This window comes from Chryseobacterium amylolyticum, assembly GCF_051011775.1.
Classification (GTDB): domain Bacteria; phylum Bacteroidota; class Bacteroidia; order Flavobacteriales; family Weeksellaceae; genus Chryseobacterium.
Genome location: NZ_JBPCHX010000003.1, coordinates 337,305 through 352,425 on the forward strand (window position 1 = coordinate 337,305; position 15,121 = coordinate 352,425).

Annotated in this window: 10 protein-coding genes; 1 reads left to right on the top strand and 9 read right to left on the bottom strand. The window is 37.5% G+C overall.

From position 1 onward, the window contains the following. The 9 genes from ACR1PO_RS10315 to ACR1PO_RS10355 all read right to left on the bottom strand — a co-directional run bounded on the left by ACR1PO_RS10315 (position 1) and on the right by ACR1PO_RS10355 (position 13,223). Positions 1-2,694 (bottom strand): hypothetical protein, encoded by a 2,694-nt coding sequence (locus ACR1PO_RS10315; protein WP_433986705.1) that lies wholly within the window; start codon positions 2,692-2,694, stop codon positions 1-3. 1 nt (position 2,695) lies between these two features. Beyond that, complete coding sequence (locus ACR1PO_RS10320; protein WP_433986706.1) at positions 2,696-3,049, bottom strand: hypothetical protein; 354 nt, start codon at positions 3,047-3,049, stop codon at positions 2,696-2,698. 17 nt (positions 3,050-3,066) lie between these two features. Then, complete coding sequence (locus tag ACR1PO_RS10325) at positions 3,067-7,218, bottom strand: hypothetical protein (protein WP_433986707.1); 4,152 nt, start codon at positions 7,216-7,218, stop codon at positions 3,067-3,069. A 5-nt stretch (positions 7,219-7,223) separates the two neighbouring features. After that, positions 7,224-9,395: an autotransporter outer membrane beta-barrel domain-containing protein gene (locus ACR1PO_RS10330; RefSeq protein WP_433986708.1), complete on the bottom strand. Its 2,172-nt coding sequence runs from the start codon at positions 9,393-9,395 to the stop codon at positions 7,224-7,226. Between the two features lie 7 nt (positions 9,396-9,402). Next, complete coding sequence (locus ACR1PO_RS10335) at positions 9,403-10,035, bottom strand: leucine-rich repeat domain-containing protein (protein WP_433986709.1); 633 nt, start codon at positions 10,033-10,035, stop codon at positions 9,403-9,405. A gap of 12 nt (positions 10,036-10,047) precedes the next feature. Further along, positions 10,048-10,806, bottom strand: a complete 759-nt coding sequence (locus tag ACR1PO_RS10340; protein ID WP_433986710.1) for a leucine-rich repeat domain-containing protein — start codon at positions 10,804-10,806, stop codon at positions 10,048-10,050. A gap of 217 nt (positions 10,807-11,023) precedes the next feature. Then, on the bottom strand, positions 11,024-11,194 hold the full coding sequence (locus ACR1PO_RS10345; protein ID WP_332388601.1) for a hypothetical protein: 171 nt from the start codon (positions 11,192-11,194) through the stop codon (positions 11,024-11,026). 233 nt (positions 11,195-11,427) lie between these two features. Continuing rightward, entirely contained in the window at positions 11,428-12,465 is a 1,038-nt protein-coding gene (locus ACR1PO_RS10350) for a patatin-like phospholipase family protein (protein ID WP_332388600.1), read from the bottom strand. 257 nt (positions 12,466-12,722) lie between these two features. Next, on the bottom strand, positions 12,723-13,223 hold the full coding sequence (locus tag ACR1PO_RS10355) for a M15 family metallopeptidase (protein WP_332388599.1): 501 nt from the start codon (positions 13,221-13,223) through the stop codon (positions 12,723-12,725). Positions 13,224-13,415: 192 nt separating this feature from the next. On the opposite strand from ACR1PO_RS10355, the gene ACR1PO_RS10360 reads away from it, so the two are divergent. Beyond that, entirely contained in the window at positions 13,416-14,999 is a 1,584-nt protein-coding gene (locus ACR1PO_RS10360; protein WP_433986711.1) for a Na+/H+ antiporter, read from the top strand. The last annotated feature ends 122 nt before the right edge of the window (positions 15,000-15,121 follow it).

Genomic DNA, 15,121 nt, shown 5'->3' on the forward strand with positions numbered 1-15,121 from the left:
TTATTTTATTTTTAATTTATCTTTTAACTTTCTTGTTCCTTCTATTGTATCATCACTATATACAACAATTTTCACTTTTTTACCTTGAGTACGGAGATAATCTTCTAACATTACAAATTCCCGTCTACAGCTTCCGCAGGTTTTGAAAATATTTCTGGTTTCTATTACAAATTCGTCTCCTTTATTCATATGGTTTTTCAGGAAGTTGAAAATGTATTTGATCTCGCTGTCATATTTTCTAATTCCTCCAGAAAAATCAACCGCTCCTTCTACAAATTTCTCGAAATTTTCCCAATCATCCAATACATTTATGGTATTGGGTGGTAATTCTGGTGGGTCTCCAAATTCTGACAATCTTTTTTTATTTCCTGAAATTGAAAATTCTTCTACTTCTTCTATGAGCTTGCCATTCTTTTTAATAGTGGTTTTAAATTCAGCTTGGTTAAAACCTCTTTTCAACGAAGGGAATTCTTCTAAATATTTGAAATAAAGTTTTCTAAGGTTAGTTGGAAAAATAAGTTTTTTGACAATTTTTTCTTTCCACAGTTGGTTTACCAAATTTGGGTCATGAAACTTAGGTCGGGTCTTCATAAAATCGTCCACATGTTGGTATACTTTTTTCAATTCTGCAATTCGATAAAGTTCTGCAAAAAGCTCAGGGTGTTTTACACGCAGAGCCCCATTTGATTCTTCTATTGCTTCTTTAGCACTTTTTTTTAGCCCCATTTTCATAGAAGTGGTAAGTTCGCCAGCCAATGTTATAAGTTCTAGGTAAAAAAGTACCTTACTCAGGCTTTCCCCAAACTCGGAATCTTTGGCCCCAGTAATCTTTATCATCAGATTTATACTTCCACTAGTAACTTCTACCACTCCTGCCGCTCCTTTCACATAGCGTAAAATATTTGCGGCTTTTGCTACTTTGGAAATGGCATTTGTTCCCTCTATGACTTCTGCCAGTTGGGTAACTCTTGTAAGATACCTGAATTTTGTAATATTACCAATACCAGATAAGGTTGTTGCCACATCCAATGCATACTCCGCACTCGTAATTACATTGCTCCAGAACTGCTTATCTTCGTTTGCTTTTAGTACAAAGGCAGGAACAATGGAATCTAATTTCAATTCTGAGTCTTGTTTCTCAACATTTTTTAAATAAACAGGATAAAACGGGTGATACCAAAAATGTTCTTTTATCTTTTCGCGAGTTTCATAAGTATCACCCTTAGGAGTTATTTTGGTAACTTTTTTATATTGGTCAGTAGTAACTGCGACGTTTAAAAGACGTTCTTTTTTTGAATTATTTTCAAAGCTGACCTTAGCATTGCTAAAATATAAGCCCAACCACTTTTCTGATTCATAAGGAAGCATTAAAGGACCATCCGTTGAAGCAAATTCAGGATTTTTTTCGATATCAGGGTTTGCAAATCTCGTTTTTCTCCAAGCTTTGTTGATGAGGTTTACAAACTTGACCCCATTTTCTCCATTCAGTCTGTCATATAGATATTCTAAAACAGTTGTGGTATTTTTAACAGAAATAGTTTCATTTAACCGAATAAGGAATTTTTCTTCTCTGCCTTCTGCTGCTAAAAGAGTTTCCAGAAGTTTTATAAATAAATCCTCTTCATTAATAGAAAAATTAGTAAGCCCATCATTTTCAATTGCTTTATTGATGAGTTTCCAGATTATATTAGGATTAATGGTGGAAGCTACATCTTCGTGCAAATAATAAAAAACCTCAATAATTTCCCGATAATATTTATCTGTATCTCTAAGGGCATAATTTTCTAAAGGAACAATAACAATATTTTTAAACTGTTCCTTGAATTCTTCTCTTTTTCCATTGTTTTCAGATGAATAATTAAAATTTGGCTGACTGAAAATAGTTTCATTAAGAAAAGAGAGAAAAGCTCCAATATAGTTAAATTCTAAAGTCATTGCAACATCTCCGATAGGAGCATAAAAGGGTTTTATTTTCTGTTCACTATCCTGTTTGGGTTTCCAAAACTGATATTGTAAAAAATATTTTCCCCTTAGTGTATCATGTTTAATATCCGGAATCAGAAACATTTTTCCGTTTTCTTCAGACTTTGTAAGTTTTACCATCCGATCAGAGCTATATATTCCGGAAGGGGTATAACGAGATGATGCTGCAACGGCAATTCTTTTTAAAATAGAGTGTGAGATACTTTCATGACTGTCATAATTGTAAGCATAATCGTCATTTTGGAAGCTTTTTATGGGCTCTTCATTAGGAATGTATTTAATGGTGTCACTAAAAATTTTAATTTCAGCTAATTGTGTGACTGAGATCACGACATTATTTTGAGAAGTATCATAAAAATAAAAATTAGAACCAAAGTCAATTTCATATTGTTTAAGACTATTTTCAGTAACGGCACTGTTTACTTGATGAGTAATAATATCAACAAATTTGTTACTTGCATTTTTTATATAAAATGTTTTATTAGCATTGGTTTCAAGAATATAAATATAGTTGGCTTTATAATCATTCAATACATTTACCAGCCTTATATATTTATCAAAGTTTTCAAAATCATCTTTGCTAACAGTATACTCCTTATGGGTATCAAGGGATTCCAATATAACATAATTCGGAGTGACAGGTGTTTTGTTTGCTTCTTCATTTCTTCGGTTCAGCCTCAGAAATTCGATAATATCTTTAATCTTTGCCATGCTATTGAGTTTTAGTTATGAAATCATCTAGTTCATTTCCCGGAAAAATCATCGTAAGCTTATTGTTGTAATAATGCTTCTGAATTGTTTCTTCATCCAATACGAGAAGATCCAGATAGTAATCTTTATCAAGGAGTGTGTGGGCATTTTTAAGTTTGCATTTAGCCTGTACCAAAACATCCCAGTCTTTTCCTTCCAGCGTGTCCCATTTATCAAATGGTACCCTGCCTCTGCTTCCGAAAAGAAATATCTTTTCTACAGCAGTAATATCATCAATCTTGTCCTTTAAGGTCGTGAGGATATAAGGCAGCACTTTATCGTGCTGCCAGATAGCCTCGGGTTTTACCCGGCTCATGGTTTTTTGTTTTTAGATTAAATTAAAAATCTTGATAGAGAGAGCTTTTCAGCATATTCTTGGGCATCAACCAGCTTATCGTCTTTGTCAAAAAGTCGGTTGGATGAACCGGTGAAGAAATCATCAGCAAATTTCAGGAAAGTAATTCCATCCGTTGTAAAGGCTAATGTGTCTGACATTTCTGTATAAGGAGGTTTGACAAATTTGAAATTTTTGATTTTGTCTATGTCCACTCGGATCGTAACTCCATTCTCGGTATTGGCAAAAGCTTCAATGCCATCTATTCCTGAAAGTCCGGAAGCTAAAGCTCCATAAACCTTCACTAGAGAATCTGTTTTGGCCCATGTTGCGTCTCTTACAACCTCAATGGTTTGTCCCATGCATTCGTATTTTCTAGGAAACTCCCCTGCCTGGTCAAGATCTCCAATGGTATTATACGAGCCTGTATTATCTAATTCTTTCAGAGAGAATTGGATCTGTTTTATGCTGGATTTGTTTCCCATTAAAGAATTATCTTTCACGAAGTTACTTTCCGTGATCACCTCTCCCGGCACTTCAAACTCGTTAGGATCTTCAGCACTAAATGGTAAAGCATGCGCTACTTTTAAGCCGATGCTTTCAGCCTGAAGAATATTTAATGGAGTTGGAAGTCTGGTAATCCAGGCTTTTCCTTGTTTTATGCCTTTAGGTTGTTTCATTTCATCTACAATAGATAGATAAAGAGAATCTCCAATGACAGGAACTTCGCCTCCATTCCAGATTTTACCTGTTGCCATATAGAACTGAACGGCATCTTCAAATCCCGGACGTACCGTAGCAACAACTCTTGCCATACCACTTTGCAGGAATGCTCTGAATAACGGATCTACATCTTCAGCCTGGTAAAGATTTGTCCATTCCGTTTTATTAGCCCAATAGTAAGGATACAGATAATAAGAAAGGTTTTCCCATTCAAATGCCTGTTCCATAAACTTAAGGAAAGCTGTATATTTATCCAGTTTTGATGACAGGTCTGTTTCATAATCTGTAAAGGTACTTCCGGTAGTTAGCCCTGCCATACCATAGCCATGGGTAGAATTGGCTGATCTGTTGATCATATAAGAGATACAGTTTTTACGGAGTACCGTATTCTCGATCTGACGATAGAATCCTGGATTGGATCCTTTAATCTGGATACCGGTAGCTTTTTCTTCCGCTATTTTCTGTTCGTACACTGCCAAAGCCTTTTCATAGCTGTCAATAATGGCTTTGAATGTTTTCTGAAGCCATGCATTTCTTGCTTCTGGAGTAAGTTCTAAATTCAGTTTCAGAGTACCCTGCATAATTGGGCTTTCTCCTGTAGCAAAACTAAATTCCAGTTTATTTTTGATATTCAGGGTTGTTGTTGTTCCGCTTACCTGTGTACTGTTCGGTGAAGAAATCCAGTAAGTACCTTGCCCTCCAATGGTCATGAAAGCCTGATGAGCTCCTTTAAAGCTGTGTGGATAGGTTTGGAAAGTATAATCAACAGTTTTTAATAAATAACCTTCCGGAACTTCAACTTCTCCGTTTCCGTTTACAATCTGAACCTTGTCATCATCTTTTCCTCCGAAGTTTCCATCGCGTCCACTGAATGATTTACTTATAGCAAAGGATTCTGCAGGTCTCTCATCAATTTCGGCATTGTATTTACTTATCCAATATTTTAATGCAGCTTCGTTACCTAAAGATGAATAGTTTTCTAATGGCAGATAGCTTGCTTTTCTTGGGTCTTCAGGTTTTACAAGATCGCTCTTCGTTGCTGAATTGTCCAATGTCATTCCCAGCGTATGTAATTTAGCAGGTTGAGGAATCATAAATTCGAACATCAGACGCTTACCGTAATTATAGATCTGGTTTTTCATAAGTTTGTCTACCCAACGGAAAACACCTACAACATGCTTATCTCCTTTGGTATTGTCAAAGCCGTGTTTGTTATTCTCTTCGAACTCTTCAATGATCTTTTCAATTCTTTCCTCATGAACTTTTGTGACTACTCTGTCTAATGCTCTTGCTGTAATATCCTGAGCTTGGGTAAGTGCTTGTCTTGTACTTTCTTCTTTGGAAGAATGAGTGGCATACCCACCGGCAATTCCTGTACTTATTGTTGCCCCCATTGCTCCTGTTCCAGTTTTCCAGGTGGCATCAAAATGTGCCTGTACATTGGCATCTCTGGATTCCTGCATCATTTTGGCAATCTCAGTCTGCATTTCAAATCTGGTTGCAGTAGTAGTGTCCGTAAGTTTTTCTCTTTCAGTATCTGAAGATGTAGTAGTGGTGTTTTCGCTTCTTCGTAGTCTTCTTGTTGCCTTTTCACGGTACTCACGGGCCATTACGTTTTCAATATGAGCCACTTCCCCTTCTACATAAGCATGGGTAGTCTGTTCTACTTTAAGATAGTCAGCAATACCGATTTGCTTAAATCCAAATCCGGAAGGGATATAAGAATCATCAGGTTCCTGAACAGGATCTTTAATTTCATTTACAAACTCGAAAGATGAGGTGTAGCAGGACTTCATTGAAATAATTCTTGGGAAGAAAGTCGTTACCTTACCATTGGTAAAGGTGATTTTAACATCCATTGTAAAGTTCTCTGTTTGAGAAATGTATACACCGTCTGTTGTTGCGCTTCCTAATAATTTACTTAAGAAAATCTTATTACCAACACGGCTTTTTTCAAAATAAGTACCGGAAATAGGTCCTGCATTGGTATAGAAAGTATAGCTCATACTTGCTACATTCCAGGAAGCATCAGGAACATCGATAGATAAGTCCAGACACGTATTTCTTAAAATATGCCTTGGGCATAACTGATAGGTAAAAGGAATCGTTTCTACTCTTGAGACAGGAAGAATGACTCCACCAATACTTGTATAGCTTTCAGAATTATCCATGATATTATCCAGAATAACTTTATTGGCATTCTCCGTAGCATTGGAAATAATGTCTTTTAATTCATTGAACGTATTTCTTCCTGCCAGCAAACTATCAATTAGTGATGCGTCATCAATCCTTTCTTTCTCTGGCTCTGAAAAGTCATATTCTAAAAGGGATAATACTGTATCAATACTGTCGGGTTTCAATCCTCCTACAAGAGTTCTCGCATCTACTTCAGGGCGGAACGAGAATTCAAATTTCGGAAGCTTCGGATAAGGAATTTCTTCCGGTCTGTTACAAGGATCTTCAGGATCATAAGGCAACTCAGGATTTCTGATCTCACAATATTTTCTCCTTGCTTCTTCTACACGGGCATAATATTCGTCAAGGATGGATTGGTTGGATTCGTTATGTTTTTCTTCACTGGCTTTATATTCTCGTGTATATTCTTTTTTATAGCTGTTCTCAATAAGAGACATCTCTTTGGTTAACACTTCATATCTCTTAAGAAGAGCCTGAGCTTCCTGGATATTTTGCTGCTTTTCCATGTAAGAGGACGGTGATGTAACTTCTCCCGATTCTTGTTCCTCCATTTTTGAAGTAATGCCAATAGGGTTGGCATCCGGAGTATCCAGCATCAGTTCTCTGGGAATTACAACTCTTGCGGATAATAAATCTTTGTATTCATCCTCGGCCGGAGCTGAATTTTCAGGGGTAAGGGTATGGGCTGCCAATAAAACCTGCATCAACCCTTCTTTAACATAGAAGTCTTTATGAGTGGCAATCTGATAAATTAGGTTGTTCCATAAGTTGATAAGATCGGGAAATGCATAAGAAGAGGATAGTTTTACCTGATTCTTTTTCCCATTAAATTGATTATAAGAACAGGTGTTTTTATTTTTTGCAAGCCAAAGTGCGTAATCGTACACAATACCATAGGTTTGTTTCAATGCGTCCATATCAGCAATAAAATTGGCATTTTGGGCAAAAACAGCAGCTCTTTCTTTTAACAATTCCTGCTTGGGCCTTGTTCCTGAAGCTACAGGTACATAAAATGTATTGTCGCTTTTTAAAGAATCCGGAATCGTAATGAATTTTTTATTTTGCTTATCTTCATCGGGTAATTGCGGGCTTCTTAAGCTTACGAATCTGAAAAGTGTTTGTGATGGGTTGTTTGTGTTCATAGGGTTTGTTTGTTTATAGTTAATAATTCCTTCTCCTATTAAGGATTTTCCGACAGTAAATGCGGATTTTGTTGATGTATTATTTGGCATTTTGTTTATTTTTTTGTATACTCAAGAGTTAGAGTAAACGAGTTGATACGGGAATAGTCATAATCAGGGATGTTCAATAGTTCTATGATAGCCATTTCCCTTTCGATGGTGATGTAAGCTTTTGTTCGCCATTGGTTACCTGCAAATGCGGTTTTAAGATCATACCATTCTGTAAACATTTCGTTGGAGATAATGGTTTCGAGATCCGGGAATTCAGCCTTCAGATCAATTTCACCTGTCCTTGGAATCTGATCCAGATATAAGGTTTTCTTGTAAACAGGCTTTCCGTTGATCCATTTTCCACCTGTCAGCTCTTCATGGGTACTGTAGGAATGCTGTTTGTCTGCATATTGTTTCTGGATGTAATCATTTTCCTGGGCATTGTCTCCGAAATAAGTTTTAGAACTTAATCCTCTTGGTTTTGTCGATTCATCTTCTATAAATACCGGTTCATCAGGAGTTGAGCTTGCAAAAATTCCTTTTACGGCTCCTCCATTGGTTTGTCTTAGGGCGGCACCTACATCACTCAGCATCAAACGTGAACCATGGCCGTACGCGAAAACTCCATTTTCTTTACTTACATCCACGCTTGCAGCATTCGTTCCATCTAAATTACCCGAAACCATCATTACAGATTCTGGAGATAAGCCGAATGCATTCTTTATACCGTCAACTTCATTTATTCTGTAAATGATTCTCTCTGCCGAATCTTCATTTGTGAATTGAATATTACCGGTTACAGGAGTTCCGGAGGTTCCGGCTAGCGGAACAAAATCAGTAAAGTCTGATAAATTTTTATACCCAAATACATTACCGGCATTCAGAACAGCTACTTTTGTATAAGTACTGTCGGCGAGAGGAGTTCTTCTTGCAGAAACAACAGCGTCAAAATCAAGTGTTCTTGCGGCAAAGTCGCCACCAATTAGAGGAGTAACAAAATCATGACGCCTTGCTACCGGATTTGATTCAATAACCAGTTTGTTGAATGTTGAACCTCCTAATGGTGCATTACAGCCGATAACCACGTTGTTATCTCCCCAAACGCCCATTGCATGAGTAGTAGAAGCTGCATTGTAGCCGATAAAAGTATTGGAGCCCCATGCGCCAGAAGTTGTAACTTTTCCGTGTGTCTGACCGGCAAAAGCTCCCACAAATGTATTCTGAACCCCATGTGTCAGCCAGTATCCGGAGCCAATCCCTAGAGTAGTGTTGTACTTGCCGTCAATATTCTTAACACCTGCTTCGTCTCCGACATAAGTACATCCTAGAGCAGTTGTGGAGTTTTTGCCTGCCTCAGTTCCAACCATTAAGTTATAGTTTCCAGTGGTTAAAAGTGAACCGCTGTTTACGCCAACAAGTGTATTCCAGTCTCCGGCTGTTAAATTGGCGCCTGAATAACCTCCTATGGCAATATTACTTAGACCGGTTGTTAAGTTTGGAAGAGTATTATACCCAATTCCAATTCCATATGTTCCTGTGTGGTCAGGATTCATATTTCCAAACCATAATGAATACGTGTTAGGGTTGAAATTTATTTCACCGGCCCTGCCTTCATTCGGTTGGAAAATAATAGGTTTGGTTGTTCCGTTACCTCTGTCGATAACATTTTGTAAATTATCATTCCCATTAAAGACAGGTTTATCAGAAAGATCATTATAGCTGCCTGTTACAGCCACCTTTTTTACCGTGACTTTTTCCTGTCCTTCCTGGGACAACGTTACACTTCCATCAGAATTGGTGGTTGGAATGATACTGAATTCCGAAAGATTAATGTGAAAGGCTGAACCATCATTCTGGGTAATCGTAATAATATTTTGAGAGGCATCATATGCCGCATTCTCAATACTGATATCACGGGTTACTAAACTGTTTAAATCTACCGATTTACTCTGCTGTACACCATTCTCACCTGTATAAAATACTGTCAAGACATTTCCGTTCAATTGCGGAGCCTGAATAGACGTCTGAGTTTCAATTTTATCTTTCCAGAGCTGTGCATTTTGCGGAGTTAAATTGGATGCCGTCACATCTGCTTTTTGAGTAAGATCATAGTCTAGTTTATCAGCCGGAATTTTTTCATCTTTATGCCAGTATGACTCCTGCCACTCCCAGAAATCTTCCTGTACCGGAATATCTCCGTTTTCGAAATATTTTTTTAATTCTTCTTTTGTTTTCATATTTTATTTATCTATAGGTAATTGTGGCTGTGGCAGGGATTCCTGCATTGCTTAAATCTAATCCTGCAGGAGCAGAAACTGTTTTTAACGAAGGGATTGCAAATGCATTTTGTCCGACAGAGGTTACTGTGCCTGGAATGTACAAGTTTTCAATAACAGTTGCTCTGGGGCAGTCAAAAGCATAATCTCCAATTGTTGTTAGACCCTCATTGAAGTTGATTTCTTCCAATGAATCTGAGCCATTCACCCCATTTGATTGATTGGAAAAAGCACCACCACCAATAACTTTTAAAGTAGAAGGTGTCTTGATTTTCTTTATATTTTGGCCTTGAAATGCTCCGACTTCAATTTCTTCAATCCCTTCACTAAAGTTTACTTCAATGATTTGATAATCCATTCCTGAGTACTGAAAAGCGCCTTGCTTGATTTTTTTTACATTTTCAGGAATAGAAATGGATAATGCATTTCCCAGAATTACTTCATCAATAATAAAAGGCATTACTTTTTCTGTTGAATCAATAGCGCTTTCGGAAATCTTCTCATCCTTATGCCAGTATGAGTCCATCAAAGCCCAGAAATCTTCCTGTACCGGAATATCTCCGTTTTCGAAATATTTTTTTAATTCTTCTTTTGTTTTCATTTGTATAAAAATTTAATTGATTGGTTTTCCTCCTGTTACCTGTACTCCGGTATCAAAAGAATACGAGTGATATTGTGTGTTTTCTCCCAATACAACCTCTGTTAGTTTGTTGTTTAAAAATGCTCCTGCTTCAATATTGAGAACACTGTTGGGAATAGATACCGAGGTCAGCTGGTTGCTGCGGAAAGCATCAGATTTAATCTCTGTGACTCCATTTGGAATCTCAACGGACATTAGTTTATTACCTGTGAATGCACCTTGTGAAACAAGTGTTATTCCTTTTGGAAGATGTACTTCTGTTAACTGATTTCCTGCAAATGCCTGAATGCCAATGCTGGTGACACTATCCGGAATAATTAAAGAGGTTAATCTGTTGCCGAAAAAAGCCCAGCTCTGGATATCTGTTACACGGCCAGGGAGTTCCAACGCAGTTAAGCCGCTTCCTGAAAATGCGCTTTCCTGAATACTTAGTAAGGTGTCCGGAATTTGTATTTCAGTAATTCCTAAGCCTCCGCCAAAGTTTTTTGGAATGCTTAGTGTTCCTGGTTTTATAATTATTTTTCTTTTCATAAAGAACGCCAATGAAGCATTCTTTTCGGCATCCATTTCAGCATAGAGCAGGTTGAATGTGCCGTTTTCTAATCCTGAAACCTTCTGCATATCAATTTTCTCATCTTTATGCCAGTAAGAGTTCTGCCATTCCCAAAAGTCTTCCTGCCTTGGGATATCTCCATTTTCAAAATAGAGCCTGAGTTCTTCTTTTGTCTTCATAAAATGTTGTGTGATTTGTTGGTTAATAAATTGATTATATGTCCTGCCTTTTTAGCAGTTTCATTGTTACTATATTTTCAGACATAGTTCCGGCTGTCCAGCATTTTGTGAATGATGAATTCAAAAGGTGTTGGAAATGTTTGATGAGATTACTGTTCGTAGATTATAAAGGTAATACCGGACAGCGTCAGAACTTGTCGTGTTTTTAAATCTTTACTTAAAAAATATCTTCTTCAAGTAGGCCTTCTTCAAAATCTTCTCTGAAAAAGTTTTCAATGTCATTGAGATAGTTTTCATAATCCATCTCAGCATTTTCGATATCGCTCCATTCTATGGTATAGAGGTCTTCATCGAAGAGGGTATCTGTTTTGTGATCTGGTGTTTCCATGTTTTGTGTAATTGGTGTTGGTTGTATTTTGAACATATTTCAGGCTGTTCAGCATAAGGGAATGTTGAATTCAAAGGCTTTTTAAAAGTTTTTATGGATGATTGTTTTGTGTCTTTTTTGATACTCCAAAGGTAAGGGGGCGAAACGACAAAACTTGACGTGTTTAAAAAAGATTTTCTAATTTTAAAATATAATCTTTAAAGCTTATATGAGATTGTTATAAGGTAAATAGCTTATATTTTATTTTTGATGAGTTTCTGAACAATCTGGTTCAGGGTATCCCTGTTGTCATCAATATAGCTTAATCCGGCTTGTATCAGGTTCTCAATATTGGATCTTCTCACATTATCCATTGCCGGGGAAGCATTTTTCAGTGATGGGTTCAAACGGTAATAGTTTTTTTGATTTCTGAATCCCAACGTCTGAAACATTTGCCCCAGCTGATAATCTACCGTTTCTGCATTGGCAGACATCAAAATATCAATAATAGGATTTACCCAGCCTATTTTTCCTGCTTTCTGCAGTTTTTTAAAGGAGTAAGGTCTTGCTTCTATTCCTGTTCCGATGGAAACAATAATCATATCATTTACTCCCGGATGATTGGCTTTCTGATGGTTTCTCAGCACTTCTGCGAAGGGAATTTTTCTGGCTTCTGCATACGCACATAGCGCGGGATTATTGGCAAACATACCACCGTCTATCAGGCTGAAGATCTGCCCGTACATAGATTTAATCTGAACAGGGCTGAAGTAGGTGGGAGCAGCTGAGGTGGCCCTGCAGACATCTTTTACGTAAAAATTATCTGTGCTGAGATGGGCCTTCCATGAGTTGAAAAGCTTTGCCCTTCTGTTCTCTATATCATAACTTGTTATTAAACATGGTTTTATTAATTCTTTTAATTCCAAATTTCCAAAAAAGTCATTTAAATTCCTTTCAAGTGATTCCTGTGGAATTTTTTCATTCAATAATCCGAATGGATTAACCAGTTTTTCCCAAAAGGAAACCTGGAAGATATCGCCGCCCTTTTCCGCATATAATTCCAATCCTTTCTGGATAGAATATTTTGCTTTTCGGGTTTCGTCGGGACACAGAATAATAGAAGCAATCAGACCTCCGGTACTGCTGCCTGCCACCAGGTCAAAATAATCCCCGAGCTTTGCCGTGGGTTTATCATAATACTGGAGCTGTTCTTCTATGTAACGCAGAATAATACAGGTAATAATTCCTCTTATTCCGCCTCCGTCCAAAGAAAGAATGGTTGTCTTTTTCATGTTATTTTTTCATTTTTTAGAAGAAACATTCAGCAGCTTTAGACAAGTAAAACCAATAGATTTCCGAAAAAATGTCTATTGGTTTCAGCTTATTATAAGGATGCTTTTGGTGTTTTTCTTATAAAGCAAATATAGATGGAGGAAGCGTCAGAACTTGTCGTATTATAAATATTTTTAATTAATTTTATTAAAAAATAGAACTGTAAACCATATTGTTATGTGTTTATTGGTTTTTTTTAATCTTAAATCAACAATGGTTAAAAAATAACATAACCCTGCTTATCTCTTGGCATCTTTAAAAGCATTCTCCAGCTTGTTTTTACGGAACCTTTTTTAGATGGAATATTCTTTTTTTCAAAATGGGGGAGATCTTTAAATGTCTTCCAGTTTCCGCCCCAGTCCCAGCCGTGACGGGCAAAAATTTTTACACATTCATACCAGTCAGCAACTTTGTCATTATCCCAGTCTTTTACAGTGTCCCAGCTTGCTGTTTTTCCGTCAATCATCAGGCAGATGTCTACAGCAAGACCATAATTGTGGATGCTTTGTCCTGCTTTAGCATTGGTTACCTTTTTTCCTGAAGTAATTCTTCCGATTGCATACAGCTTTTCCTGCTCTTCAAAAGACCTTAAGCCCTGGGTGATCCGTATTTTGGCTCTGCCGGTCAGGGCTTCGTCACATTCCTGTATTATTTGCTTCACTTCATCTCTTACCAGCGGGTGAAGTTTCTGAATTCGTTCTAAGGTTACTTTGTCCATATTTCTTATTTTGTTACAGGACAAAAGTATAACATGGAAGCGACGAAACTTGACGTGTTTTATTAGAAATTCGTTTACAATTCCAGAACACTCATCCTCAGGGGATAAATATGCAGAACAGAAAAAAATTGCTTTAAATTTTTAAAAACCAAATAGAAGTAGTAAATATGACGGATAAAAACACAATATCAAATGCATACCATCTTACCTTTTCTACTTGCCATGATAGCCGCCATCGTGCTGCTGAATATGTGGGCGGCAAAATTAAAAATTGCTTATCCTATTTTGCTTGTCGTATTTGGGCTTCTCGTTAGTTTTGTGCCCGGCCTCCCGGTGGTAAAGATCAATCCGGACCTCATTTTCTTTATTTTTTTACCCCCTTTGCTGTTTGAAGCGGCCTGGTCCATTTCTTTTAAAGAAATGAAAAGATGGTGGCGTATCATTGGAAGCTTTGCCTTTTTAGTGGTCTTTTTCACCGCACTTGCCGTTGCAGTGACCGCTAATTACTTTATACCCGGGTTTACTATCGCGCTCGGATTTCTGCTGGGAGGAATTGTATCTCCGCCTGATGCAGTAAGTACAGGAGCGATTATGAAGTTTGTAAAAATACCATCTGCTACATCTGCTATTCTGGAAGGAGAAAGCCTGCTGAATGATGCTTCGTCACTGATTATATTCCGTTTTGCTTTAATTGCGGCAGGAACCGGCCAGTTTATATGGCAGGAAGCATCGTTGAATTTTTTATGGATGGTAACAGGAGGTGCAGCAATCGGGTTAGTATTGGCTTGGCTTTTTGTACAGGCTCACAGGAGGCTTCCTACAGATGCTTCTTCAGATATTGCATTGACACTTATTGAGCCTTACCTGATGTATTGGATTGCAGAACAGTTTCATACTTCCGGCGTCCTGGCTGTAGTCTGCGGAGGTTTATATATGTCAGGCAGACGGATGATATTCTTAAATAGTACCAGCCGTATAAGAGGTTATAGTGTATGGGAGAGTTTTGTTTTCATTCTGAATGGTATTGTATTCTTAATGATCGGACTTGAGCTTCCTGAAATTGTTGGCGGTCTGAGGTCCGAAGGCATTCCTTTGAGAACAGCCATTCAATATGGGATATTGGTGACCGGTATTCTGATTGCTGCCAGAATTATAAGTTCCTATGCCGCAATGCTGGCCACTTTGATTTTCCGGCCAGGTGTTGCCCCCCGTGTTTCTTCCAGAAGGAGACGTTTGCTGATGCCTCTTATGCTTGGATGGACCGGTATGAGAGGTGTTGTTTCATTGGCTGCTGCACTGGCGATTCCGATTACTCTTGAAAACGGACTTCCTTTTCCCAACAGAAACCTTATCCTGTTTATTACTTTTGTCGTGATCCTGCTTACATTACTTGTTCAGGGGCTCACATTGCCATACCTTATAAAATACGGACATATATTTGATGACTTTACAGATGAAGAGAAAGACAAACGGGCCAGGGAAGAAATTAAACAGAAACTGAAACAGCACATTTATCATTTCCTTAAAAATAAACATGAAAGTGAACTGAACAGCCATGCAGGATTAGAAAGAATGCTGAAACACTGGGAGGAAAAAATACAGACTGATGAAACAGAGTGGATGAATGAAAAAACAAAAGATATCTTCTTTGAAATGCTGGAAAGCCAGAGACAGTTTCTTTCAGAACTCAATAAAGATATTTCCGTGAATGAAGAAATTATCCGCCATCAGCTTTATCAGATTGACCTTGAGGAAGAGCGCTTGAGAATGATTTGACGGGCATCATGATAATGTTTTTGAAAACAAAATTAAAGCGCTTATGCGACAAAACATGTCGTATTTAAAAATTTTATTCATTTGTTTTTCAGATTGTTAAATATGATGTTAATTATGGATTA

Bases quoted from the DNA above. Each gene is read 5' to 3' on its own strand.
- ACR1PO_RS10315 (WP_433986705.1), bottom strand. From the start codon at position 2,694: ATGGCAAAGATTAAAGATATTATCGAATTTCTGAGGCTGAACCGAAGA.
- ACR1PO_RS10320 (WP_433986706.1), bottom strand. From the start codon at position 3,049: ATGAGCCGGGTAAAACCCGAGGCTATCTGGCAGCACGATAAAGTGCTG.
- ACR1PO_RS10325 (WP_433986707.1), bottom strand. From the start codon at position 7,218: ATGCCAAATAATACATCAACAAAATCCGCATTTACTGTCGGAAAATCC.
- ACR1PO_RS10330 (WP_433986708.1), bottom strand. From the start codon at position 9,395: ATGAAAACAAAAGAAGAATTAAAAAAATATTTCGAAAACGGAGATATT.
- ACR1PO_RS10335 (WP_433986709.1), bottom strand. From the start codon at position 10,035: ATGAAAACAAAAGAAGAATTAAAAAAATATTTCGAAAACGGAGATATT.
- ACR1PO_RS10340 (WP_433986710.1), bottom strand. From the start codon at position 10,806: ATGAAGACAAAAGAAGAACTCAGGCTCTATTTTGAAAATGGAGATATC.
- ACR1PO_RS10345 (WP_332388601.1), bottom strand. From the start codon at position 11,194: ATGGAAACACCAGATCACAAAACAGATACCCTCTTCGATGAAGACCTC.
- ACR1PO_RS10350 (WP_332388600.1), bottom strand. From the start codon at position 12,465: ATGAAAAAGACAACCATTCTTTCTTTGGACGGAGGCGGAATAAGAGGA.
- ACR1PO_RS10355 (WP_332388599.1), bottom strand. From the start codon at position 13,223: ATGGACAAAGTAACCTTAGAACGAATTCAGAAACTTCACCCGCTGGTA.
- ACR1PO_RS10360 (WP_433986711.1), top strand. From the start codon at position 13,416: ATGCATACCATCTTACCTTTTCTACTTGCCATGATAGCCGCCATCGTG.